This window comes from Bradyrhizobium sp. RDM12 (assembly GCF_051917485.1).
Classification (GTDB): Bacteria; Pseudomonadota; Alphaproteobacteria; order Rhizobiales; family Xanthobacteraceae; genus Bradyrhizobium.
Genome location: NZ_CM133064.1, coordinates 4,190,156 through 4,212,371, shown reverse-complemented (window position 1 = coordinate 4,212,371; position 22,216 = coordinate 4,190,156). Strand labels below are relative to the sequence as shown.

Annotated in this window: 20 protein-coding genes and 2 pseudogenes; 12 read left to right on the top strand and 10 right to left on the bottom strand. The window is 64.1% G+C overall.

The genetic code is table 11. The features are described 5' to 3' along the window. Window positions 1-70: 70 nt before the first annotated feature. Both gpt and ACTGJ9_RS20340 read right to left on the bottom strand, forming a co-directional pair. Window positions 71-597 (bottom strand): annotated as a pseudogene (gpt, locus tag ACTGJ9_RS20345) (xanthine phosphoribosyltransferase). Between the two features lie 38 nt (window positions 598-635). Next, entirely contained in the window at window positions 636-1,373 is a 738-nt protein-coding gene (locus ACTGJ9_RS20340; RefSeq protein WP_456672582.1) for a competence/damage-inducible protein A, read from the bottom strand. 277 nt (window positions 1,374-1,650) lie between these two features. On the opposite strand from ACTGJ9_RS20340, the gene ACTGJ9_RS20335 reads away from it, so the two are divergent. The 5 genes from ACTGJ9_RS20335 to ACTGJ9_RS20315 all read left to right on the top strand — a co-directional run bounded on the left by ACTGJ9_RS20335 (window position 1,651) and on the right by ACTGJ9_RS20315 (window position 6,585). Next, window positions 1,651-3,069: a circularly permuted type 2 ATP-grasp protein gene (locus ACTGJ9_RS20335; RefSeq protein ID WP_456672581.1), complete on the top strand. Its 1,419-nt coding sequence runs from the start codon at window positions 1,651-1,653 to the stop codon at window positions 3,067-3,069. A 4-nt stretch (window positions 3,070-3,073) separates the two neighbouring features. Next, the gene (locus ACTGJ9_RS20330; RefSeq protein ID WP_456672580.1) at window positions 3,074-4,018 is read left to right on the top strand and encodes an alpha-E domain-containing protein; all 945 of its coding nucleotides are present in this window, start codon (window positions 3,074-3,076) and stop codon (window positions 4,016-4,018) included. Between the two features lie 60 nt (window positions 4,019-4,078). Continuing rightward, entirely contained in the window at window positions 4,079-4,927 is an 849-nt protein-coding gene (locus ACTGJ9_RS20325) for a transglutaminase family protein (protein WP_456672579.1), read from the top strand. Window positions 4,928-5,043: 116 nt separating this feature from the next. Further along, the gene (locus ACTGJ9_RS20320) at window positions 5,044-5,802 is read left to right on the top strand and encodes a proteasome-type protease (RefSeq protein WP_200519941.1); all 759 of its coding nucleotides are present in this window, start codon (window positions 5,044-5,046) and stop codon (window positions 5,800-5,802) included. Between the two features lie 24 nt (window positions 5,803-5,826). Beyond that, window positions 5,827-6,585, top strand: a complete 759-nt coding sequence (locus ACTGJ9_RS20315) for an SDR family oxidoreductase (protein ID WP_456672578.1) — start codon at window positions 5,827-5,829, stop codon at window positions 6,583-6,585. A 155-nt stretch (window positions 6,586-6,740) separates the two neighbouring features. Here ACTGJ9_RS20315 and ACTGJ9_RS20310 read toward each other — a convergent pair whose 3' ends face one another. After that, window positions 6,741-7,979 (bottom strand): MFS transporter, encoded by a 1,239-nt coding sequence (locus ACTGJ9_RS20310; protein ID WP_456672577.1) that lies wholly within the window; start codon window positions 7,977-7,979, stop codon window positions 6,741-6,743. A gap of 158 nt (window positions 7,980-8,137) precedes the next feature. On the opposite strand from ACTGJ9_RS20310, the gene ACTGJ9_RS20305 reads away from it, so the two are divergent. Continuing rightward, window positions 8,138-9,388, top strand: coding sequence for a NupC/NupG family nucleoside CNT transporter (locus ACTGJ9_RS20305; protein WP_456672576.1), 1,251 nt, complete (start codon window positions 8,138-8,140; stop codon window positions 9,386-9,388). A gap of 147 nt (window positions 9,389-9,535) precedes the next feature. Here the strand turns inward: ACTGJ9_RS20305 and ACTGJ9_RS20300 are convergent, their stop codons facing one another. Both ACTGJ9_RS20300 and ACTGJ9_RS20295 read right to left on the bottom strand, forming a co-directional pair. Next, on the bottom strand, window positions 9,536-10,099 hold the full coding sequence (locus ACTGJ9_RS20300; protein WP_456678580.1) for a cupin domain-containing protein: 564 nt from the start codon (window positions 10,097-10,099) through the stop codon (window positions 9,536-9,538). A gap of 154 nt (window positions 10,100-10,253) precedes the next feature. Next, window positions 10,254-10,540: pseudogene (locus ACTGJ9_RS20295) on the bottom strand (usg protein). A gap of 376 nt (window positions 10,541-10,916) precedes the next feature. On the opposite strand from ACTGJ9_RS20295, the gene ACTGJ9_RS20290 reads away from it, so the two are divergent. Both ACTGJ9_RS20290 and groL read left to right on the top strand, forming a co-directional pair. Further along, window positions 10,917-11,231 carry a co-chaperone GroES gene (locus ACTGJ9_RS20290; protein ID WP_007611913.1) on the top strand — a complete coding sequence of 105 codons (315 nt, stop codon included), beginning with the start codon at window positions 10,917-10,919 and terminating at the stop codon, window positions 11,229-11,231. A gap of 44 nt (window positions 11,232-11,275) precedes the next feature. Continuing rightward, window positions 11,276-12,916, top strand: coding sequence for a chaperonin GroEL (gene groL / locus ACTGJ9_RS20285; protein ID WP_456672575.1), 1,641 nt, complete (start codon window positions 11,276-11,278; stop codon window positions 12,914-12,916). Window positions 12,917-13,034: 118 nt separating this feature from the next. Here the strand turns inward: groL and ACTGJ9_RS20280 are convergent, their stop codons facing one another. The 3 genes from ACTGJ9_RS20280 to ACTGJ9_RS20270 all read right to left on the bottom strand — a co-directional run bounded on the left by ACTGJ9_RS20280 (window position 13,035) and on the right by ACTGJ9_RS20270 (window position 14,473). Then, a complete protein-coding gene (locus ACTGJ9_RS20280) occupies window positions 13,035-13,322 on the bottom strand; it encodes a GIY-YIG nuclease family protein (RefSeq protein ID WP_456672574.1) in 288 nt (95 codons plus the stop codon). Further along, window positions 13,291-13,512: a hypothetical protein gene (locus ACTGJ9_RS20275; protein WP_456672573.1), complete on the bottom strand. Its 222-nt coding sequence runs from the start codon at window positions 13,510-13,512 to the stop codon at window positions 13,291-13,293. Before ACTGJ9_RS20275 ends, ACTGJ9_RS20280 begins: the two co-directional genes overlap by 32 nt. Window positions 13,513-13,639: 127 nt before the next feature. Then, on the bottom strand, window positions 13,640-14,473 hold the full coding sequence (locus ACTGJ9_RS20270; protein ID WP_456672572.1) for a LysR family transcriptional regulator: 834 nt from the start codon (window positions 14,471-14,473) through the stop codon (window positions 13,640-13,642). A gap of 128 nt (window positions 14,474-14,601) precedes the next feature. Here ACTGJ9_RS20270 and ACTGJ9_RS20265 point away from each other — a divergent pair, with 128 nt between their 5' ends. Both ACTGJ9_RS20265 and ACTGJ9_RS20260 read left to right on the top strand, forming a co-directional pair. After that, entirely contained in the window at window positions 14,602-15,195 is a 594-nt protein-coding gene (locus tag ACTGJ9_RS20265) for a cysteine hydrolase family protein (protein WP_456672571.1), read from the top strand. A gap of 11 nt (window positions 15,196-15,206) precedes the next feature. Then, the gene (locus ACTGJ9_RS20260; protein WP_456672570.1) at window positions 15,207-15,836 is read left to right on the top strand and encodes a glutathione binding-like protein; all 630 of its coding nucleotides are present in this window, start codon (window positions 15,207-15,209) and stop codon (window positions 15,834-15,836) included. Between the two features lie 7 nt (window positions 15,837-15,843). Here the strand turns inward: ACTGJ9_RS20260 and ACTGJ9_RS20255 are convergent, their stop codons facing one another. Continuing rightward, the gene (locus ACTGJ9_RS20255) at window positions 15,844-16,920 is read right to left on the bottom strand and encodes a DUF2778 domain-containing protein (RefSeq protein WP_456672569.1); all 1,077 of its coding nucleotides are present in this window, start codon (window positions 16,918-16,920) and stop codon (window positions 15,844-15,846) included. A gap of 600 nt (window positions 16,921-17,520) precedes the next feature. Here ACTGJ9_RS20255 and ACTGJ9_RS20250 point away from each other — a divergent pair. Both ACTGJ9_RS20250 and ACTGJ9_RS20245 read left to right on the top strand, forming a co-directional pair. Next, window positions 17,521-18,090, top strand: a complete 570-nt coding sequence (locus tag ACTGJ9_RS20250; RefSeq protein ID WP_456672568.1) for a FecR domain-containing protein — start codon at window positions 17,521-17,523, stop codon at window positions 18,088-18,090. Window positions 18,091-18,151: 61 nt separating this feature from the next. Continuing rightward, window positions 18,152-20,038 carry a CHASE2 domain-containing protein gene (locus ACTGJ9_RS20245; RefSeq protein ID WP_456672567.1) on the top strand — a complete coding sequence of 629 codons (1,887 nt, stop codon included), beginning with the start codon at window positions 18,152-18,154 and terminating at the stop codon, window positions 20,036-20,038. An 18-nt stretch (window positions 20,039-20,056) separates the two neighbouring features. Here the strand turns inward: ACTGJ9_RS20245 and ACTGJ9_RS20240 are convergent, their stop codons facing one another. Then, the gene (locus ACTGJ9_RS20240) at window positions 20,057-21,871 is read right to left on the bottom strand and encodes a glycosyltransferase (RefSeq protein WP_456672566.1); all 1,815 of its coding nucleotides are present in this window, start codon (window positions 21,869-21,871) and stop codon (window positions 20,057-20,059) included. Window positions 21,872-22,216: the final 345 nt, after the last annotated feature.

Here is a 22,216-nt window from a genome sequence, read left to right as displayed (position 1 = left end):
ATCCAGAAATGCATCCGCGGCAGCAGTCTGGATTGCTTCGTCGCTTCGCTCCTCGCAATGACGGCGATACTCACGCCGCTCCGTCGCGGAGCGGCGGGTGATAGGAGAGCGCGGTGTCCCAGGGGAAAAGATCCAGGTGTCCTGCGAGACTTCCGTGATGAAGGTGTCGACCAGCGGGCGGCCCTTCGGCTTGGCGTAGACGGTGGCGAAATGCGCATCGGGCAGCATCTCGCGAACCAGCTTGCCGGTCTTGCCGGTGTCGACAAGGTCGTCGACGATCAGAAGCCCCTTGCCGGTGCCGCCCCCGAGCTTCATCGCCTGATCCGAGATGCCCTTGAGGACCTGGAGATCGCCCTGCTTGGTGTGATCGTAGCTGGCGATACAGACCGTATCGATCACGCGCACGCCCAACTCGCGCGCCACGATCGCGGCCGGCACCAGGCCGCCGCGGGTGATCGCGATCACGGCGTGAAAGGGGCCGACCTCGTTGAGCCGCCAGGTCAGCGCCCGGCAATCCCGGTGGAACTGGTCCCACGACACCGGAAAGGGCCGGCCCGCCCGCTCCTGCGCACTCAGTTCCGGTGCCTCACCAGCCATCGTCGTCTCCTGCTTTCGTCTGCCAGCGGCCCTATTTGCTACCGGGTGATGTTCAATCCAGCCAGCATATCCTTCACCGCCGCCATCGCGGATGCGAGCTTATCCGCATCACGCGAACGCACCACCAGATTGGTGTTCGGCTTTTGCTCCTCGTCCATGAAGGGATAGCTGCCGATGATGGTGTCGGGATGAGCCGCGGCGATCGCGCGCAGCGGACTGCCGATGTCGCCTTCCCGCGCATTGGCGCGGACCGATTCGGACAGCATGCGGACGCCGGATTTGAGCTTGGGCGAGACGATGTCCATCATCGCCTGCATGATCGAGGGCACGCCGGCCATCACGATGACATTGCCGATCTTGAAGCCGGGGGCGAGGATGGTCGCGCTCTGGATCAGCTCGGCGCCGTCGGGGATGCGGGCCATGCGCAAGCGGGCCTCGTTGAGGTCCTGCTCGCTCCAGCGCTCGCGGAAACGGGCGACCACTTCGGGGTGGTGGTCGATGCCGACGCCGAAAGCCTTGGCAACGCTGTCGGCGGTGATGTCGTCATGGGTCGGCCCGATACCACCCGTTGTGAAGACATAGGTGTAGCGATGCCGCAGTGCATTCAACGCGGCGATGATGTCGTCCTCGTCGTCGGAAACGATCCGGACTTCCTTCAGGTCGATGCCGATATTGGTCAGGTATTCGGCGATGAAGCCGATATTCTTGTCCTTGGTCCGGCCGGACAGGATTTCATCCCCGATGACCAGAATGCCCGCCGTGACGATCTCGCTCATGCCTTAAGTCCCTCACCTCTCGGTCCGACTTTGCCGAGGTAACGCGTTGAAGTCACGCGGTTTTGCTGCCGAAATAAGCAGTCCTCAGCCATTTTTTCAGGCACCTTCCCGGCCACATCCGGCAAATGCCCTTTCACCATGCTTATCGCGCTGGCCCGCCCCTTGCTACCTCCTCGGAGTCATGCACTCTTGCCGCATGGCCAGGACGTTGCGGTCTTCACCAGGGCCTGACGACCTGTCAAATGGCGCAACGCCTTGCGGGGACAAGTCGGGATCGATGGCAGTCGCGTTTGACGAAATGAACATTCCGGGCGGGGACCTTCGCCCCGCCTATCAGGAGCTGGCGCGCTGGCTCAAGGAGACGCCTCCCGAGGCGCTCGAATATCGCCGCCAGGAGGCCGAGCTCCTGTTCCGCCGCATCGGCATCACCTTCGCGGTCTATGGGGACTCCGAATCCACCGAGCGCCTGATCCCGTTCGACGTGATCCCGCGGATCATGTCCGGCAAGGAATGGTCGCTGCTGGAGAAGGGCCTGAAGCAGCGCGTGCGCGCGCTCAACATGTTCCTGCGCGACATCTACCACGGCCGCGACATCCTCCGCGCCGAGATCGTGCCTGACGATCTGATCTTTCAGAACCCGGTCTTCCGCCCCGAGATGAACGGTCAGCAGGTGCCGCACGATGTCTACGTGCACATCGCCGGCATCGACATCATCAGGGTCGATGCCGAGGACTTCATCGTGCTGGAGGACAATGCGCGCACGCCGTCCGGCGTGTCCTACATGCTGGAAAACCGCGAGATCATGATGCGGTTGTTTCCGGACCTGTTCGCCCGCCACAGGGTGGCGCCGGTCGAGCGCTATCCGGACGAGTTGCTCTCCGCGCTGCGTTCCGTCGCCCCGCACAGCGCGTCCGGCGAGCCGACGGTCGCCCTGCTCACGCCCGGCGTCTACAACTCCGCTTATTACGAGCACTCCTTCCTTGCCGACAAGCTCGGCATCGAACTTGTCGAGGGCCGCGACCTCATCGTCAAGAACAACGAAGTGTTCATGCGGACAACCGAGGGCGTGAAACGGGTCGATGTCATCTATCGACGCGTCGACGACGATTTCCTCGATCCCCTCACGTTCCGTCCGGACTCTGCGCTCGGCGTGCCCGGGCTGATGTCGGCCTACGCGGCCGGCAACATCACGCTCGCCAACGCGGTCGGCACCGGCATCGCCGACGACAAGGCGATCTACTCCTACATGCCCGAGATCGTGAAATTCTACCTTGGTGAAGAGCCGATCCTGAAGAACGTGCAGACCTGGCGCTGCCGCGAGCCGAAGGATCTCGCCTATGTGCTGGATAATTTGAGCGAGCTCGTCGTCAAGGAAGTGCACGGCTCCGGCGGCTACGGCATGCTGATCGGCCCCGCCGCGACGAAAGCAACGATCGAAGCCTTCCGCGAGAAGCTCAAGCGCGAACCGGAAGGTTTCATCGCCCAGCCGACGCTGGCGCTCTCGACCTGCCCGACCTGCACGGCTTCCGGCCTCGCCCCTCGACACGTCGATCTGCGGCCCTTCGTGCTCACCGGCAGCAAGAGCACGACGATCGTGCCGGGCGGGCTGACGCGTGTTGCGCTGAAGGAAGGCTCGCTCGTGGTGAATTCGAGCCAGGGCGGCGGCACCAAAGACACCTGGATTTTGGACGAGTAGAGAGATGCTGTCGCGTACCGCCGAAAACCTCTACTGGCTCGCCCGCTATGTCGAACGGGCCGAATATCTCGCGCGCACCATCGATGCAACCTTGCGCGTCACCGCGCTTCCCGCCGCCTATATCGGCAAGACCAACGAGTGGGACTCCGCGTTGCTCACCGCCGGCGTCGCGGAAAGCTTCTATCAGACCCACCAGGAAGCCAACGAGCACAACGTCGTCGACTACCTTTCGTTCTCGGCCGACAACCCGTCCTCGATCAGGAACTGCATCGAGGCGGCGCGGCTGAACTCGCGCTCGGTGCGCACGGCGCTGACCAGCGAGATGTGGGACACCATCAACTCCGCCTGGATCGAGCTTCAGGCGGTCTGGAACAAAGGCACCTCCACACGCGAGGACCTCGCAAAATTTTTGCGCTTCGTGCAGGAGACCTCGCTGCGCTTCGACGGCTCGGCGTACCGGACCATGCTGCGCAACGACGCCTACTGGTTCTCGCGCCTCGGTCTGCATCTGGAACGGGCCGACAACACCGCACGCATTCTCGACGTCAAGTATCACGTGCTGCTCCCCGAAGAGGAGCACGTCGGCGGTCCTCTCGACTTCTATCAGTGGAGCTCGATCCTGCGCTCGGTGTCGGCACTGACGGCTTACCACTGGGTCTACCGCGAGACGCTGAAACCGTGGCTGGTCGCGGATCTGCTGATCCTGAACGGCACGCTGCCGCGCTCGCTGGCGAGCTGCTACGACAATCTCACGCGCAACCTCGACCAGATCGGCGTCGCCTATGGACGCCAGGGCCCGGCGCAACGCCACGCCCGCGGCATCCGCAACCGGCTGGAACACAGCAACATGAACGACATTTTCCAGCATGGCGTGCATGAATTCATTCAGGAATTCATCGCGGACAATTCTAGGCTGGGCGAAATCATCACGAAGCAGTATTTGATCTGATACACGCGGTCAGTCCGGGGCGCCCCAAGGGCGAGCCCGGAATGACGGAATCAAAACACCATGCGCCTGCAGATCCAGCACACCACGACCTATCGCTACGAACCGCCCGCGACGAGCGTGATCCAGATCCTGCGCATGACGCCGTGCAGCCATGACGGGCAATATGTGGCGGAATGGCAGATCGACGTCTCGACCGACACCAAGCTCGACATCCATGAAGACGCCTTCGGCAATGTCACCCATGTGCTGTCCTGTGGGCTCGTCGGCGACATCAAGATCATCGCGGAGGGGCTGATCGAGACCCACGACACCGGCGGCGTGCTGCGCGGCGCCGACGAGCGCTTTCCTGCCGAGATGTTTCTGCGCACCACCGATCTCACCACCGTCAATCCGGCGATGACAGCGGTCGCGCGCCAGTTGCGCAGCGAGGCCGAAGCCGACAGGCTCGGCTTCCTGCACGCGCTGATGTCCGAGATCAGCGACCACATGACCTTCGACGAAGATCCGACCAACAGCGGCACGTCGGCAGCCGAGGCGTTCACGCTCAAGCGCGGTGTCTGCCAGGACTATGCGCATATCTTCATTGCCTGCGCCCGCACCGGCGGCGTGCCGGCGCGCTTCGTCTCCGGACACTTCCTGCGCTCCGACGGCACCGTGCATCAGGACGCCGGCCATGCCTGGGCGGAAGCCTATGTGCCCGATCTCGGCTGGGTCGGTTTCGATCCCGCCAACAGCATCTGCGCCACCGACGCTCATGTCCGCGTTGCGATCGGGCTCGATTATCTCGGCGCGGCTCCGGTGCGCGGCACCCGCTATGGCGGCGGCGCGGAGACGCTGACGGTCGCGGTCAAAGTCGAGCAGGCCAGCCGTGGCGGGCAGTCGCAATCGCAGTCGCAGCGGCAGAGCTAGTCCGAGCCGCGCCCGCGTTCCTTCCCTGACCGCAAGGGTCTCCACCCGGAATCGGGGGTTGGAGCGGCTTCCGAAATTGGCTAGTAATTCCGCGCAAACGCGTTCGGGGACTGGAAATGACCTATTGTTGTGGAATCCTGGTCCGGGACGGGCTGGTCATGATCGCCGACACCCGCACCAATGCCGGCCTCGACAATGTCTCGACCTTCCGCAAGCTGCATATCTTCTCCAAGCCCGGCGACCGCATCATGGCGATCGCCAGCGCCGGCAACCTCGCCATCAGCCAGTCGGTGCTCTCCACCCTGACCGAGGGCCTGGAAGACCCCGACACGGGTGAGGTCGAGACGCTGATGAACGCGCCGACCATGTTCCAGGCGGCCCAACGCATCGGTCGGGCGATCCGAGCCGTGCACGCCACCGAAGGGCCGGCGCTGAAATCCGAGGACGTCTCCTTCGACGTCTCCTTCCTGTTCGGCGGCCAGATCAAGGGCGCGCGCATGCGCCTGTTCATGGTCTACACGGCAGGCAACTTCATCGAATGCACCACCGACACGCCGTACCTGCAGATCGGCGAGCACAAATACGGCAAGCCGGTGCTCGACCGCGCCATGCATTACGACGTCGAGCTCTACGAGGCGCTGAAGACCGGCCTGATCTCGATGGATTCGACCATGCGTTCGAACCTCGGCGTCGGCCTTCCCATCGACGTGCTGGTGGTGCGCGCGGATGCCTGCGACGCCGATCTCAACCATCGCATCGAGGCAGGCGAGCCCTATTTCCATGACCTGCGCTCGCGCTGGTCCGCGGCGTTGCGCGCGGCGCATCAGAATATTCCGCGTCCGCCCTACAAGAACGAAAAAGAACCCAAAACCTGACAACTGAAGAAAAGGCAGGAAACGATGAGTGAAGCAAAAAAGATCGCATTGGTGACGGGTGCGGGCACCGGCGTCGGGCGCGCCGCGTCGCTGGCGCTGATGAACACCGGCTTCACCGTGGTGCTGGTCGGGCGCCGGCTCGACATGCTCGAGGAGACCGCAAAGCTCGGCCCCGCAGGCAAGAGCCTGTGCGTCACCGCCGACATGACGAAACCGGAGCAGATCGCCGCACTGTTCGACAAGGTGAAGCAGACCTACGGCCGGCTCGACGTGCTCTTCAACAACGCCGGCATGGGCGCACCCGCCGTCGCCTTCGAGGACCTCAGCCTCGAGCAGTGGCAGGCGGTGGTGAACACCAATCTCACCGGCCCGTTCCTGTGCACCCAGCACGCCTTCCGCATCATGAAGGACCAGACCCCGCGCGGCGGCCGCATCATCAACAATGGCTCGATCTCGGCCCACGCGCCGCGGCCGTTCTCGGCGGCCTACACCTCGACCAAGCACGCCATCACCGGCCTCACCAAGGCCTCCAATCTCGACGGCCGCATGTACGACATCGCGGTCGGCCAGGTCGACATCGGCAATGCCGCCACGCCCATGACCGACCGCATGGTCAACGGTCCCGGCGTGCTGCAGCCCGACGGCACCACCAAGCACGAGCCGCGCATGGATGCGAAGGCGGTCGGCGACGCCGTCGCCTACATGGCCGGCCTGCCGCTCGACGCCAACGTGCTGACCATGACCGTGATGGCGACCAAGATGCCGTTCGTGGGACGCGGCTAGTCGATACTCTCGCGCCCCGGACGCAGCGCGGCATGCAATGACGCGCTGCTGAGCCGGGGCCCATCTCTCTCCGACGTCATTCGCGGCAACGTGGGTCCCGGCTCGGCGGCGCACCGCTTGCGCGCTGCACCGCGTCCGGGACACGAGACCTTCCCCTACTCCAAGCTCTCCACCTGCCGCAGGCTGGGGAACAGCTTCATCCACAGCAACGCCACCGCGACGGTGCAGACGCCGCCGAGCACGGCGGCGGGCATGGCGCCGAACAACGCCGCGGTCAGCCCGCTCTCGAACTGGCCGAGCTGGTTCGAGGCGTTGATGAAGAGGAAATTGACCGCGCCGACGCGGCCGCGCATCTCGTCGGGGGTGGCGAGCTGCACCAGCGAGAAGCGGATCACGACACTGATCGTGTCGGCGGCACCGAGCACGGCGAGCGACAGCACCGACAGCCACATCCAGGATGACAGCGCGAACACGATCGTGGCGACCCCGAACACAATCACCGCCTGGAACATGCGCAGGCCCACATGCCGCGTGATGGCGTGGCGCGCCAGCACCGTCGTCATCAGCAGCGCGCCCACGGCTGGCGCTGCCCGCAACACGCCGAGTCCCATCGGGCCGGTCTGGAGAATGTCGCGGGCATAGATCGGCAGCAGCGCGGTGACGCCGCCGAACAGCACCGCAAACAAATCAAGCGAAATGGTGCCGAGGATCGCCGGATTGCTGCGGATGAAGCGAACGCCGGCAAAGATATTGTCCGAGCTCGTTCCCTCCTTCGCGACCGCCTGCGGACGCGGCCGGATGAAGCCGGTCAAAATCATCCCGAGAATCCAGAACAGCAGCATCACGGAATAGGCGAGATGCGGCGCGATCGCATAGGCAAAGCCGCCGAGCGCGGGCCCGGTGATGGTTGCGACCTGGCCTGCGCCACTCGCGACCGCCGTTGCGCGCTGGAGCGAGCCCTGCGGCGCGATCAAAGGCAAGAGCGCCGCCGTGGTCGGGCTCTCGAAGGCGCCGGCGATGCCGAGCACGAAGGTGGCGACGAAAATCTGCACCTCGCTGACGGCGCCGAGATAGGTGATCCCTGCGAGATAGAGCGCGGTCGCGGCCTCCACGAGCTGGCAGAGCTGGACCACGCGCTTGCGCTCAAAGCGGTCGGCCGCGTGGCCGGCGACGAAGACCAGCAGCGCGGTCGGCGCGAATTGCACGAGCCCGACCATGCCGAGGTCGAAAGCCGAGCCGGTGAGGTCGTAAATCTGCCAGCCGATCGCGACCGCCGCGATCTGGCTGGAAAAGCGTGACAGGCTGCGCGAGAGCAGGAAGAACAGGAAGGCGCGGTGGCGGAGGAGCTCACCGGCGCTGACCGCCGGACCGGCTGAAACTGGCTGTTCTGGCATCGCCTGTTCGGTCACGCTCGGCTGGTCCGCCCCTGGTATCGACGCGCCCCGCGTGGCTGACGCGGGCCTGCTTGTCAACAACGCGCCGCTCCCGCGACCATCCGGCATTGCGTTTGCAACGCCCGCGCGGCCATAATCACGGGGGCTTTGGGGACATCATGCTACGGCTGCAATCGACACTCGGCGTTTTCGCATTGCTGCTGATCGCCTTCGCGCTGGCGGAGAATCGCCGCGCGGTCTCGCTTCGGCAGGCGCTGATCGGCCTGGTCGTGACTTTCGCCACTGCGATCGTGCTGCTGAAGGTGCCGATCGTGGCGCATGCCTTCGGCGCCATCAATGACGCGGTCGGCGCCATTTCCGCGGCCTCGCGGGCCGGCTCCTCCTTCGTGTTCGGCTATGTCGGCGGCGGTCCCCTGCCCTTCGTGCTGAAGGCGCCGGGCGCCGATTTCGTTCTGGCGTTTCAGGCGCTGCCGATCGTGCTGGTGATGAGCGTGCTGACGACGCTGTTGTTCTATTGGCGCGTGCTGCCGCCGATCGTCCGCGGCATGGCCTGGCTGCTCGAGCGCACGCTCGGCGTCGGCGGTGCGGTCGGGCTCTCGACCGCCGCCAACATCTTCCTCGGCATGGTCGAAGCGCCGCTGTTCGTGCGGCCCTATCTGGCCCAGATGAGCCGCAGCGAATTGTTCCTGGTGATGACCGGCGGCATGGCGGGCATCGCAGGCACCGTGCTGGTGCTCTATGCGACTCTCCTCGCCCCTCTCATCCCGGATTCCGCCGCGCATTTCGTCATCGCCTCGGTGCTGGGCGCGCCGGCCGCGATCCTCGTCAGCCTGATCATGGTGCCGGAGACCTCGGACAAGCGCACCGGCGGCGCGCTGGAAGATCCGGAGATGGAGGTGTCCAGCACGATGGATGCGATCGTCAAAGGCACGAGCGCGGGGATCGAACTGCTCATCAACATCGTCGCAATGCTGCTGGTGCTGGTGGCGCTGGTCTATCTCGTCAACGCCATCCTCGGCCTGCTGCCAAACATCGGCGGCGCCGCGATCTCGTTGCAACGCCTGCTGGGGCGCGTGATGGCGCCGGTGTGCTGGCTGATGGGATTGCCATGGGATCAGGCCGTGACCGCAGGCAGCCTGATGGGCACGAAAACCGTGCTCAACGAGCTGATCGCCTATGTCGACTTCTCGAAACTGCCGCCGGGTACGCTCGATCCGCGCTCGCGCCTGATCATGCTCTACGCCATGTGCGGCTTCGCCAATTTCGCCAGCCTCGGCATCATGATCGGCGGCTTAGGGGTGATGGCGCCGGAGCGGCGCGACGAGATCAATGCGCTCGGACTGAAGTCGATCGTGTCGGGGACGCTGACGACGTGTCTGATGGGCGCGATCGTGGGGGTGTTGACTTAGATCTCTCCACCGTCGTTGCGAGCGCAGCGAAGCAATCCAGAAAAGCATCTGCGGAAATAGTTTGGATTGCTTCGTCGGATCAGCGCAAAATGGCTTCGCAATTTTGTCGCGAGCTCCTCGCAATGACGGCGGAGAGAGACGCGCGGCCTACGCCTTCAACTCCACCGTCCTGAACTCTGCCGGCAGGATCACTTCAAGCAATTCCACGTCATCCGAGTAATCCAAGATCATGTGCTTGATCTTCGGCGGCTGGGTCCAAGCGCTGCCTTCCTGCATCAAGGTCTCGCCCTGCCCGTCCATGTAGGTCTTCACCCAGCCTTTGAGCACGTAGACCATCTGGAAGTCGACGTCGTGGAAGTGCAGCTTTGATACTTCGGCCGGATCGCAGGGGCCTTGTAGGCGAATGACGTGGGCTTGCGCAAGGCCGTGGCTTGCAGCGGCGATGCCGAGGTCGCGGTATTTTGCGTAGGCGCGCAGGCCATCGGCTTTGAAATCTTCCTCGCGGTGATGGCTGATGGCGATGCGCTGCTTCGGGCGCGCGGGTTTCTTCGTTGCGGTCTTCGTTGTCGTCTTGGCGGGTGTCGTGCGCACCTTGGCCTTCACTGCCTTGCGCGCGGAGGATCGCGCGGCGGATTTGGCGCTGCTCTGCTTCTTCACCGCCGTTTGGGCTGCGCTGCGCGATTTTGTTTTCTTGTTGGTTTTCTTGGCCATGGGCCGGCCTCCCTGTTGTTGTGCGAGGAGGCTAACACGGAAAAAGGTCCGTAGGGCGGGCAAAGCGGAAGCGTGCCCACCATTGCAAATGGAAGCGGAGAGATGGCGGGCAGTGCGCACCTTTGCCCATCCTGCGACACCGACGTTGCCGCCTTCAATTCAGCCGGAACACGCCATCCACGGAGCGCAGCTCGGCCGGCTTGATCAGCTTGGAATGGGCCACCGTCACCGAATGCAGCGGGCCGTCGAGCTTCTCGGTCCAGAACGCCAGGAAATCCTTTAGCGCCGGAAATTTCGGAAACATGTCGTAGTTCTGCCAGACGTAAGTCTGAAGCAGCGAGGATGATCCGGCATCCGATAAAGAATCTGCGCCGTCGTCAGTCCGTAACCCAATAGCTGTTTCCGGAAATCATCGGAAACGGCCCCACTCGGCAAGCCCATGCCAACCTCCTTTGCAGGAGCGCATTCATGGGGTGGCTTGGTCGGTGCGCCCTACGAGCCACCCGGACTGATGCGCTCACATGAGAGAAATGTGACGCAAACTGACAACCCATCTCAAGCCCAAAAGTTTAACAAGCTGTTGAAATTCAATGCGTTAGCAGCAGATCGCGCCCCGTGCTAATACGGTGGTGAAGGCCGGTTAACGATGGTCAAGAAAGTTGGCAGACCGAGCGCCGGAGTGCTTATTTTTCTGCTAGAAGCTCTTGCCCCCGCAAAAATCCTGTCCTATTTGAACCATGCCTGTGTAGCACTCACGGGCATCGATTGCTAACAACCCCAGAAATCATCAACCCGAGCAATTGCTTAGGAGGACTGCATGAACTTCCGTCCGCTTCACGACCGCGTCGTGGTCAAGCGCATTGACGCAGAAGAGAAGACCGCTGGCGGCATCATCATTCCCGACACTGCCAAGGAAAAGCCGTCCCAGGGCGAAATCGTCGCCGTGGGCCCGGGTGGCCGTGACGAAGCCGGCAAGCTGATCCCGATCGACCTGAAGGTCGGCGACCGCGTGCTGTTCGGCAAGTGGTCCGGCACCGAGGTCAAGATCGACAACGTCGACCTGCTGATCATGAAGGAAAGCGACATCATGGGCGTCCTCGACGTCCCCGCTTCCAAGAAGAAGGCGGCCTAACAGCCCCCTCCCGCACCCAGATCAACACCTAAGGAAAAATCCAGATGGCAGCTAAAGAAGTCAAATTCTCCGTCGACGCGCGCGACCGCATGCTGCGCGGCGTCGACATCCTCGCCAACGCGGTGAAGGTGACGCTGGGCCCGAAGGGCCGCAACGTCGTGCTCGACAAGTCGTTCGGCGCTCCCCGCATCACCAAGGACGGCGTCACCGTCGCCAAGGAGATCGAGCTCGAGGACAAGTTCGAGAACATGGGCGCGCAGATGGTGCGCGAAGTCGCCTCCAAGTCCGCTGACGCGGCCGGCGATGGCACCACCACCGCCACCGTTCTGGCGGCTGCGATCGTCCGTGAAGGCGCCAAGTCGGTTGCCGCCGGCATGAACCCGATGGACCTCAAGCGCGGCATCGACCTCGCGGTCGAAGCCGTCGTCGCGGACCTTCAGAAGAACTCGAAGAAGGTCACCTCGAACGACGAGATCGCCCAGGTCGGCACCATCTCCGCCAACGGCGATGCCGAGATCGGCAAGTTCCTCTCCGACGCCATGAAGAAGGTCGGCAACGAGGGTGTCATCACCGTCGAGGAAGCCAAGTCGCTCGAGACCGAACTCGACGTCGTCGAGGGCATGCAGTTCGACCGCGGCTACATCTCGCCCTACTTCGTCACCAACGCCGACAAGATGCGCGTTGAGATGGACGACGCCTACATCCTCATCAACGAGAAGAAGCTCTCCTCGCTGAACGAGCTGCTCCCGCTGCTCGAGGCCGTGGTGCAGACCGGCAAGCCGCTGGTCATCGTCGCCGAGGACGTCGAAGGCGAGGCGCTCGCGACCTTGGTCGTGAACCGTCTGCGCGGTGGTCTGAAGGTCGCGGCCGTCAAGGCTCCGGGCTTCGGCGATCGCCGCAAGGCCATGCTGCAGGACATCGCGATCCTGACCGGCGGCCAGGCGATCTCGGAAGATCTCGGCATCAAGCTCGAGAACGTCACGCTCAACATGCTCGGTCGCGCCAAGAAGGTGATGATCGACAAGGAGAACACCACGATCGTCAACGGCGCCGGCAAGAAGGCCGACATCGAGGCGCGCGTGGCCCAGATCAAGGCACAGATCGAGGAAACCACCTCGGACTACGACCGTGAGAAGCTCCAGGAGCGTCTCGCCAAGCTCGCTGGCGGCGTCGCGGTGATCCGCGTCGGCGGCGCGACCGAAGTCGAGGTGAAGGAGCGCAAGGATCGCGTTGATGACGCGATGCATGCGACCCGCGCGGCTGTGGAAGAAGGCATCGTCCCGGGCGGCGGCGTCGCCCTGCTCCGTGCTTCCGAGCAGCTCAAGGGCCTGCGCACCAAGAACGACGACCAGAAGACCGGCGTCGAGATCGTGCGCAAGGCGCTCTCCGCGCCCGCTCGCCAGATCGCCATCAATGCCGGTGAAGACGGCTCGGTGATCGTCGGCAAGGTGCTGGAGAACAAGTCGTACGCTTTCGGCTTCGACTCCCAGACCGGTGAGTACGGCGACCTCGTCAAGAAGGGCATCATCGACCCGACCAAGGTGGTCCGTACCGCGATCCAGAACGCAGCCTCGGTTGCGGCCCTGCTGATCACCACGGAAGCCATGGTCGCCGAACTGCCCAAGAAGGGCGGCGCCGGTCCGGCGATGCCCCCGGGCGGCGGCATGGGCGGCATGGACTTCTAAGTCCAGCCACCTCGAGGACTACGAAACCCCGGCAGCGACGCCGGGGTTTTTGTTTGTGGGCTGGTCATTCCGGGGCGCGCCCGCTTGGGCGCGAGCCCGGAATCCATAACCACGAACCTCAGTTGGCTATCCCACTATAGAGATCATCCCAGTTCGGCTTCTGCTCTTCGATCAGCCGCGTCTTCCAATCCCGCCGCCACTTCTTGAGCTCCTTTTCGCGCGCAATAGCGCTCACAGGATCATCGAAGATTTCGAACGGCACGAGCTTGTCTACACCGTATTTTGTCGTGAAGCCCGGAACGGCCTTGGTCTTGTGTTCATACACACGACGCACGAGATCGTTAGTCACGCCGATGTAGAGCGTGCCGTGCTTCTTACTTGCGAGGATGTAGACATAGTAGGCCATTACATCCGTGGTCGCCGATCACCAGCGTGGGCGTCATTGAGCCCGACGGATTATTGAACGGCTGATACAGGAGGATGCGAAACAGGAACGGTGGCGACCACAGCACGGGGACGAGCAGGATCAGGATGACGATCGCCTTCCATTCGCTGGATCTGGCGCGCGGCCGGTTCGTGCTCTCAAGAGTGGTCATCGCCTGCCCTGCCCGGGATTTGTCGTCGCCACAGGGTTGCGCAACCTATGGGCGCGCACAATCCCCAGGCCTGCGTGACTTGGTCGTCAAGTTGCCAAGCTGCGTTCAAAGGACCGCCTGCTGACGATCAACCGCGCGACATGTCCTGGAAACACGCCCTCACCCAGTCGATCGTCACGCGCGTTGCGGCGTCGCGCTTGAGATGGTTTTGCACGAGCAGCCAGACGTCGCGTCGCTTCGGCAGCAGCGTGGCGCGCAGGCGGCGATCCCCGAGCAGATCCGCGCAGACATACTCGGGCAACACGCCGGCGACCTGATACGAGCGGATCAGGTTACGAATGACGCGGACGTTGTCGGTGACGCAGCGCGCGCGGGCTTGCTTCGTGCGCAGGAATTGCATCTCCGGAATGGCACCGAGCTCGTCCGGATAGGCGCACAGCACCGGCTCGCCCTCGGTCGCAACGGGCTCGAAATAATAGATGCTGATGTCGCCGAGCTTTGAGATCGCGAAGTCGCCCTTGTCGGGTTTGCGCAGCCGGATGGCGAGATCGGCTTCCCAGCGCGAGAAGTTGACGTTCTCGCTCGAGGTGAGGAATTGCAGCGTCAGGCCGGGATTGGCGCGCAGGAAGTCGCTCGCGCGCGGCGCCAGCACCTCCTCGGCGACCGTGTTGGTGGAGGCGATGCGCAGGCGTCCCACCGGGCCTGCCAGGCTGTCGCCGACGCGAGCGATCTCGGCGGCGTGCGCCGCCATCGCCTCGACATGGGCCAGCACCGCCTCGCATTGCCGCGTCGGCTTGCGGACGCCGTCGGCGGCCTCGAACAGACGCAAACCGAGCGCACGCTCGATGCGCGACAGCCTGCGCCCGACCGTGGTCTCGTCGACGCGCAGCCGCGCGCTGGCTCCCGCATAGGTGCCCTCGTCCCTGACCGCAGCGATGATGCGCAGATCGTCCCAATTCATCGATTGAGGTTATACCGGCCGGGACCGGCCTGCAATATCGCAGCCACCCGCTGCAATATCCCTGCATATCGGCAGGCATTCCCGCGGCTATGTTTGCCCAGCTTTTGGCCCCGGAGATGTCCAAGACCATGACCACCGCAAAGACCCTGCTGCAGCTCGCCGGTGCCGATCTCAACCCGCCGCGCCTTGGCGACGCCGCGCTGGTGCTGATCGATGTCCAAAACGAATATCTTGCAGGCCCGCTCGCCTTGCCCGGCGCCCGGCCCGCGATCGCGCGGGCGGCTGCACTTCTGGCACGGGCCCGCGAGAGCGGAGCCGCGATCATCCATATCGCCCATCGCGGCAAGGCCGGCAGCCTGTTCGATCGCGGCGCCGACCGCGGCGCCATCGTCGCCGAGCTCAGCCCCCTTGCCGGCGAGCTGGTGATCGAGAAGGAGCTGCCGAATGCGTTTGCGGGTACGGATTTGCAGGCCCGCCTTGCCGCAACCGACAGGAAGAACATCGTCCTGGCCGGCTTCATGACGCATATGTGCGTCAGCTCCACGGCGCGCGCCGCGCTCGACCTCGGCTTTCGCACGACGATCGACGCCGACGCCTGCGCCACGCGCGATCTGCCCGACGGGCTCGGCGGCACGCTGGACGCCCGGACCATCCACGAAGTTGCACTCGCCGAGCTATCCGACCGCTTCGCGATCATCGCGCGCGGCGATGCGCTGACGTAACGGAGCAAGCGATGCTGCAACTCTATTTCTCGCCGATGGCCTGCTCGCTTGCGAGCCGCATCGCGCTGATGGAAGCCGGCCTCGATGCGAGCTATCACCTGGTGCATCTCGCCACCAAGACAGTCGCGGACGGCGACAGCGATTTTCGCAGCATTTCGCCGAAGGGCGCGGTGCCGGTCCTGGTGCTGGAGAACGGCGAGCGGCTGACGGAATGCGCGGCGGTGCTGCAATACATCGCCGACCTGGCCCCCGAGCGCGGGCTTGCGCCGCCGCCGGGAGAAGCGGATCGCTACCGCCTGCAGGAATGGCTGAGCTTCATCGGCGCCGAGATCCACAAAGCCTTCCTGTTTCCGACCTTCTGGTACAAGGACGAAGGCTCGCTCGCCAAGCCGCGCGCGAGGATCGGACAGACATTATCAGTGCCGGCGGAACATCTGGCGGATCGCGAATTCCTCGTGGGCCAACGCTTCACCGTTGCGGATGCACATCTCGCCTGGGCGTTGCTGCTGCTCCGTGCCGCAGGCGTCGACATCGCGCAATGGCCGTCATTGTCGGCCTATCTCGAACGCATGCGGGCGCGGCCCTTGGTGCGGGAGGCGATCGCCACCGAGATGGCGCTGCGCAAGGCCATGCCGGCTTGAGCGCGCCTCACTCCACCCGCGCCAGCACCGCGAGCTTGCGGATGCCCTTGTTGCGATAGGCGTCGAGGAACGCGTAGTAATCCTTGAACGACACGCAGCCGTTGGAATCGCCGTTCGGCCCGAGCATGAAGGTGTGCGCAAGCAGGCCGTCGCGGCCGTAGATCGCATTCTCGCCGCCGATCGGGGTCAACCGCAGCGCCGGCACGCCGTGGAACAGCGCTTCGCGCGGCTTCAGCTCGTAGATGTGCGGCGGGGTCACGCCGCGCATGCGCACGCGCGAGGAACGGGGATCATCGAGGTTGGAGCCCAGGCCGGAATGCGCCTCGAGCTTGGTGCCGTCGGGCAGATACACAGTCTTCGCCGTGATGTCGTAGACCGCGGTCGAGCGGTCATAGGGCGGCGAGCCGCCCAGCATCGGGTTCTGCTCCTTCGGCGCGATGGAAGCGGTCACGCTGGCATCGGCCGAAGCATACGCGAGCAAGCCGCCTGACGGCTCGCGCTTGCCCCAGAGCTTCTCCACCATCGACTGGCGCGGACCGGTGATCGACATCACTGCGGCCTTGGCGCGATCGGCAAGCGACTTTGGCTTCGCTTCGGGCGCCGGCACGATCTGGGCCGGATCGGCCGACGCGAGTTGCACCGGTGCCTCAGCACGCTTGGTCTTGGCGGCGTCCGCGATCTTCTCCACGGCCTTGGCCGGGCTCTTCAGCACGTCCGCGACCCTGGCGACGACGGTGGGCTTCGCCGCTTCCTTGGCTTCGGCGACCTTCGCCGCGGGCGCAGCGCTCGCCGCGTTGGAATCGACGCCCTGCGTCGCGGCCGCGGCAAAGCGCTCGTTGAACATCTCGCGTGAAATCGGTGCCGCCACCTGCAGCCGGTCGGGCAGCAGCGCAAAGGTTTCCCGGATGGCCTCGCCTGCCTCGCGCAGCGCAACCTTGGGCGCACGCTTGACCACGGGCTCATCGTAGCCGGAGCTGCCGACGCTCGGATAGACACTCGCGGCGAAGATGTTGTTGTAGACGGTCCAGCCGGCAAGCACGATGCAGCCGATCACGGCCGCGCCAAGCACGTTTTGGGTGGTCATTTTCCGGGAAGACTTCCGATGGGAATGCTTGTTCGGATTCTTGTTCGGATTGTTGGGCTTCCGTGCCGCGTAACTTTGCGCAGCGATACTCGTACTCATTCGCCTTGCGTCCAGGACGGTGTCACTCAGTCCCCCTTCGAAGTGCCGCTGGTCACGTTCCGGGATCAGCATCTCGCAGAGGGTCGGAGCGTCATTAAGGCGACTTTTAGTTAAATGCGGATTAAGTTCGGGCGTATGTGGGGCACGTCGCCAACACTGTGCCATTTCGAGAAAAAAGCCCGCAGAACTACGGACTTAAGCGAAACTGTTAACCATAATTCTTGGCCGGCTCGGCACGGCCAGCGAACGTCTCCGGCAGCATCTTTGGACGCACCAACCAAGTCGTTTTCGTGGTCATCACGATCCGTAGGATAGCGGGGAAGCGTTGCGCGAGGCTGGTGCGGTCAACTGCGGATGACAGCAGAACGGCGGCAGCAGATCACGCGCATCACACATCGCGCGGCGATCGCTCGCGCGGCACGGCGCACCCTGACCGAAAGTTGATCGCGGCGGTCTGGAAAGGGACGCTGCGACAAAATAGCTACGCAAAGGGAGGCTGACATGAGAAGGTTTTTGTGCGCCGGGTTTAGCGCCCTGGCGTGGTCATGTGTGTTGATCGGATCTGCTACTGCACAGCCAGCCGCCAATGCGGGCTGCACGGCCTCAGCATCGGCCGCGGGGACGCAGACCTGGCGCTGCGACAACGGCATCACGATCGTTGCAGAAAGTGGCGCCAGATTTGAACTGAACGACGCCAACCGCGACGGACATATTGACTCCGTGGAGTTGAGCAGCAAGGCGCTGCTGATCGAGGTGCCCAAGAGGCCCGGCGGCAATCCCTTCAAGGTGCTGACGCCGCAGGCGATCGCCGCCGTCCGCGGCACCAAATGGGCGGTCGATGTCGCCGAGGCCAAGACGTCCGTGTTCGTCGCCAACGGCCGCGTCGGCGTGACCCGCAGGGCGGCGCGTGGGCGCGGCGTGGTGCTCGGCCCCGGCGAAGGTATCGACGTGGAAGCGGCGACGCTGACCGCCAAGACGCTGACCGCCAAGACGCTGACCGTCAAGACGCTGACCGTCAAGACTTGGGGCCAGCCGCGCGTCGATGCGCTGATGGCAAGGCTCGGTCAGTAAGGCAGGACTTGGTCAATGCCTGGTCGGGCCGGGATGGCAAGAAAGATTGCAGTACAACGGCATGAAGCGACGCGTTCAAATTCTGCTGGCACTTGTCTTCACCGCGCTGTGGGGCGCGGGCGTTTATGCCGCCCACGCCAGCGGTCATCTGCGCTTTCTCGATCGGCTCGAGGCGACGCTGACGGATTGGCGAACGCAGGTCCGCGGCGTGCAAACTCCGCCCGATCTCGTCACCATCGTCGCGATCGACGATACCGTGGTGAAACGGGGCGGCACCTATCCGCTGCCGCGCGCCGACCTCGCCCGCGTCGTCGACACCATCGTGCAGTTCAAGCCGAAGGTCGTCGCGATCGACCTGCTGCTGGTCGACCGTAGCACCGCGATCGGCGACGCCACGCTGGCCCACACGCTCGCCACCGGTCCGATGGTGCTCGCAGCCGCCGCGATCTTTCCGAGCGCGAGCGAGACCGTGGCGCCCGGAAGCGCAGGCCCGCTCGCCGCCCTGCCCCAGGCCGAGCGCTTCCTGCTGCCGTTGCCGGCCTTCGCCGGTCACGCCGATGTCGGAATCGTCAACGTCGCGACCGGGCAGTCGGGCTCGCCGCTCTCGGTGCCGATGCTGTTCCGGACAGACGACAAGGTCGAGCTGTCGTTTCCGCTGCGGGTCGCAAGCCGCGCACTCGACAAGCCGCTGACGATCGCGCCCGATCATCTCATGCTCGGCAATCGCGCGGTGCCGACCGACACCGAGTTTGCGCTGCCGATCACTTATTACGGCCCGCGCCGCACCATCCGCACCGTGAGCGCACAGAGCATTTTCGACAGGACGCTCGACCGGAAAGCGGTCGAGAACCGGATCGTCGTGATCGGCGCCGCCGTTGCCGGCGGCGGCGACTTCTTCCCGACGCCGTTCGATTCCCTGATGCCGGGCGTCGAGGTGATCTCGACCGCGATCACACATCTCGTCGCCGGCGACAGCATCGTGCGCGACCGCAGGGTTCACATCGCCGATGCGCTCACCGCGATCCTGCTGCCGATGCTGCTGGTGGGCCTGCTGGCCTGGCGACGGAGCGCGCTCGGCTTCGTCGCGGCAGCCGCGGTCATGGTCGCCTGGGCCGGGCTCAATCTGCTCGCGTTCACGCACGGAGTCTGGCTCGATGCCGCGACCACGCTTGCGGCCGCGGTGCCACCGGTCGCGCTGTTCGTCGGCGTGCAATTGTGGGCAGGAGGCCGCCGCACCCAATATCTCGCCGCCAAGAGCCGGTCGCTGGCGCAATTTCAGGCACCGGCCGTGCAGGAATGGCTCGCACGCGATCCCAATTTTCTGGCGAAGCCGGTGCGGCAGGATGCGGCCATCGTCTTCATCGATCTCTCCGATTTCACCGCACTGAGCCAGCGGATCGATCCGGACGAACTCCAGGACATGCTGCAAGCGTTCCACGCGCTGATCGACCGGGCCGCGCTCGATTGCGGCGGCATGATCACGAGCTTCCTCGGTGACGGCGCGATGATCCTGTTCGGCCTGCCGAGCGCGATGCCTGATGACGCGGCGCGTGCGCTGAAATGTGCCATCGACCTGCATCGCGGCGTCGAGCGCTGGATCGCGTCACTGCCATCAGCGATCGGCGGCCGGCTCGGGTTCAAGATCGGAGCGCATTTCGGCCCGATCGTCGCCTCCCGCCTCGGCGAGAGCCACCAGCACATCACGGCAAACGGCGACACCGTCAATCTCGCGAGCCGGCTGATGGAGGTCGCCGCGCAAAACGGTGCGCGGTTCGCATTGACCGACGCATTGCTCGATGCGGCCGACTTTCACGGCGCGCCGGACGGTGTCCTGTCGGGCCCGCTGCTCACGCAGATCCGTGGCCGCTCCGGCGTCGTGACCGTCTGGTTCTGGCGCGACCAGGATCGGCCGAGCCAGTCCGCGGCCAGGGTCGAGATGATCGACTGAGGCCGCTGGCGCATCCGCCTATTGCCTCTTGCGCCTCAATACGCCCAGGCCGCCGAGCTTGCCGCGCGACATCAACTCGCGGAAACTGTCGTTGAGAAGGATCTCGTCGACTTCGTCCGAGATCAACTTCGCTTCGGCCTCGGTCATGACATTGGACGCAAACATGCCGCTCACTTTCATGGCGTTGAGCACATCCTTGACCAGCGGCGCGCCGTTGGACAGGATCTCCGGCGGCTGCCAATCGAGATCCTCGATCACGAACAAGCCGCCCGGCTTCAGCGAGGGAAACAGCACGCCGAGCGTCAAGTGCTGGTGCATCGAGGCGTGAGAGCCGTCATCGATGACGATGTCCAGCGGCTTTTCCTTGGCCGCCAGCTGCTCCAGCATGCCGCGATCGCCCTGATCGACGCGATGGATCCGGACCCGCGGATGCGAGAACCAGCTGAAGTCCTCGATATCCGCGCCGATGACCTCGGCATTCGGGAAGTAGTCCAGCCACATCTGCAGCGACGGCACCTGGTCTTGAGTCCAGCCTTCGACCCGCCCCCGGCACAGACCGATTTCCAGGATGCGAATGGGTTCGAGGGCCTTCGATCGAAACAACTCGTGATAGATCCGCGTATAGTGATGGGCGAGCTGGCCCTTGTAGACCGCACCCTTGTCGGAGTCGTATTTCGCCGCGAGCTGCGTCAACCAGTTCGGTTCGAGCACCAGCTTTTTGAGATAGCCCGCCACGCTCTGCTCGGGGACCGCATCGAAGCGCAGCCCCCTCTCGGCCCACATCTTTCCCCAGAGATGGACACCCGTCACACGGGGATCGCTCAGGAGATCGAACCCGGACCGATTTTCGGCGGCGAACAAATCCACTTCACGCCAGTCGATCGCGTTGAAGGTCGTCGGCGGGAGAATCGAGGACCGGAGCTCCTCGTCGCCTGCCGCGAGCAGATATTCGCTGAGCAACAGCGGCCCCACCGCGCCGTATTCGACACGCTTTTCGCTGAACAGCCGCTGCAGCGAAAGCGCATACAGATTGGCCATGTGAACCGAACCCTTGGGCGCGCGCATCACGTCGCCGACGCACACATGGCCGTTCTCGACTCCCGACCATTGCGCGGAAAACACGTGCTCCCTGCCAAAATCCAGCGGCTTCACGAGCACGATGTCCGTATCGAGCCACCAGCCGCCGAATTCATGGAGAACGGCATAGCGGAAGATGTCGCTGAAGTAGCGGATCTCGCTGTTCAGGACGGCATGCTGGTAGATCGCGCCCGGCACGAGATCTCCGGCATCGACCACCATGACGCCGGGCGGCACACGTGCCTGCATGGCGTCGACATTGTCGTAAGTGTAAAGCTTCACCGCATGGCCCTGACGAACCATCGACTGAAGCGAGAGACGTGACATCTCGCTCAGCGGCGCGTTCGACCAGAAGCAATGAATGGGATCGCGGGCTTCTTGCAACCCCGGCCGGCTTTGGAGATGCGGATTGAATTGCCGTGTCAGTGCATTCCAGCCGCTGCGAGGGACAGACCGGCACTCCGCAAGGAACGGCAATTTCTGGTACGCGCGAGCGATCAGAGAGCAAAGGCTCGCCTGGTTGACGTGCCCCGCCCTGTTCAAGGCGTTGCCGAAATTTTCCCAGACACTCGGGTCAACGGGATCAAGCGCAACGGCCCGCTGAAACGCCTCGAACGCCTGTTCCTGAAGTCCCTTGCCTTGCAGCGCTGTCCCGAGCGTTGCGAGATAGGTCGCCTTCATCTCGCTGGTGAGAGCGCGGCAAGCCCATTCCACGGCGGCGTCGTAATTCCCGTTGAGCAGGGACACGCCAGCCATCAGATGAAGCAAGCCGGCATGGTTCGCGTCCGAGACCAGCCCCCGGCAACGGGCTTCGGCTTGCTCAAGCTCACCCGTTTTCAAGTGTTGAAGGCAGATCCTGTAGTATTCATCGCGCGTCGGCGATGATGGCTCTGTCGAGATCTCGTCTGCTCTTGCGAGAGTGCCGTCGTGATGATTCATCGGGGACCTTCCGGATCATGGGAGAGCAGACGGCAACCCGATTCCCAGGATTGCAGGAAGGTTGCCGCTTCTCAACTATTCCCTGGAGCTTGCTCGAGGCTGGACACCACCTTCGCCTTCGCGCGCTGGCGCGTGGCGAATCAAGGGGGCGGTTGATATGCC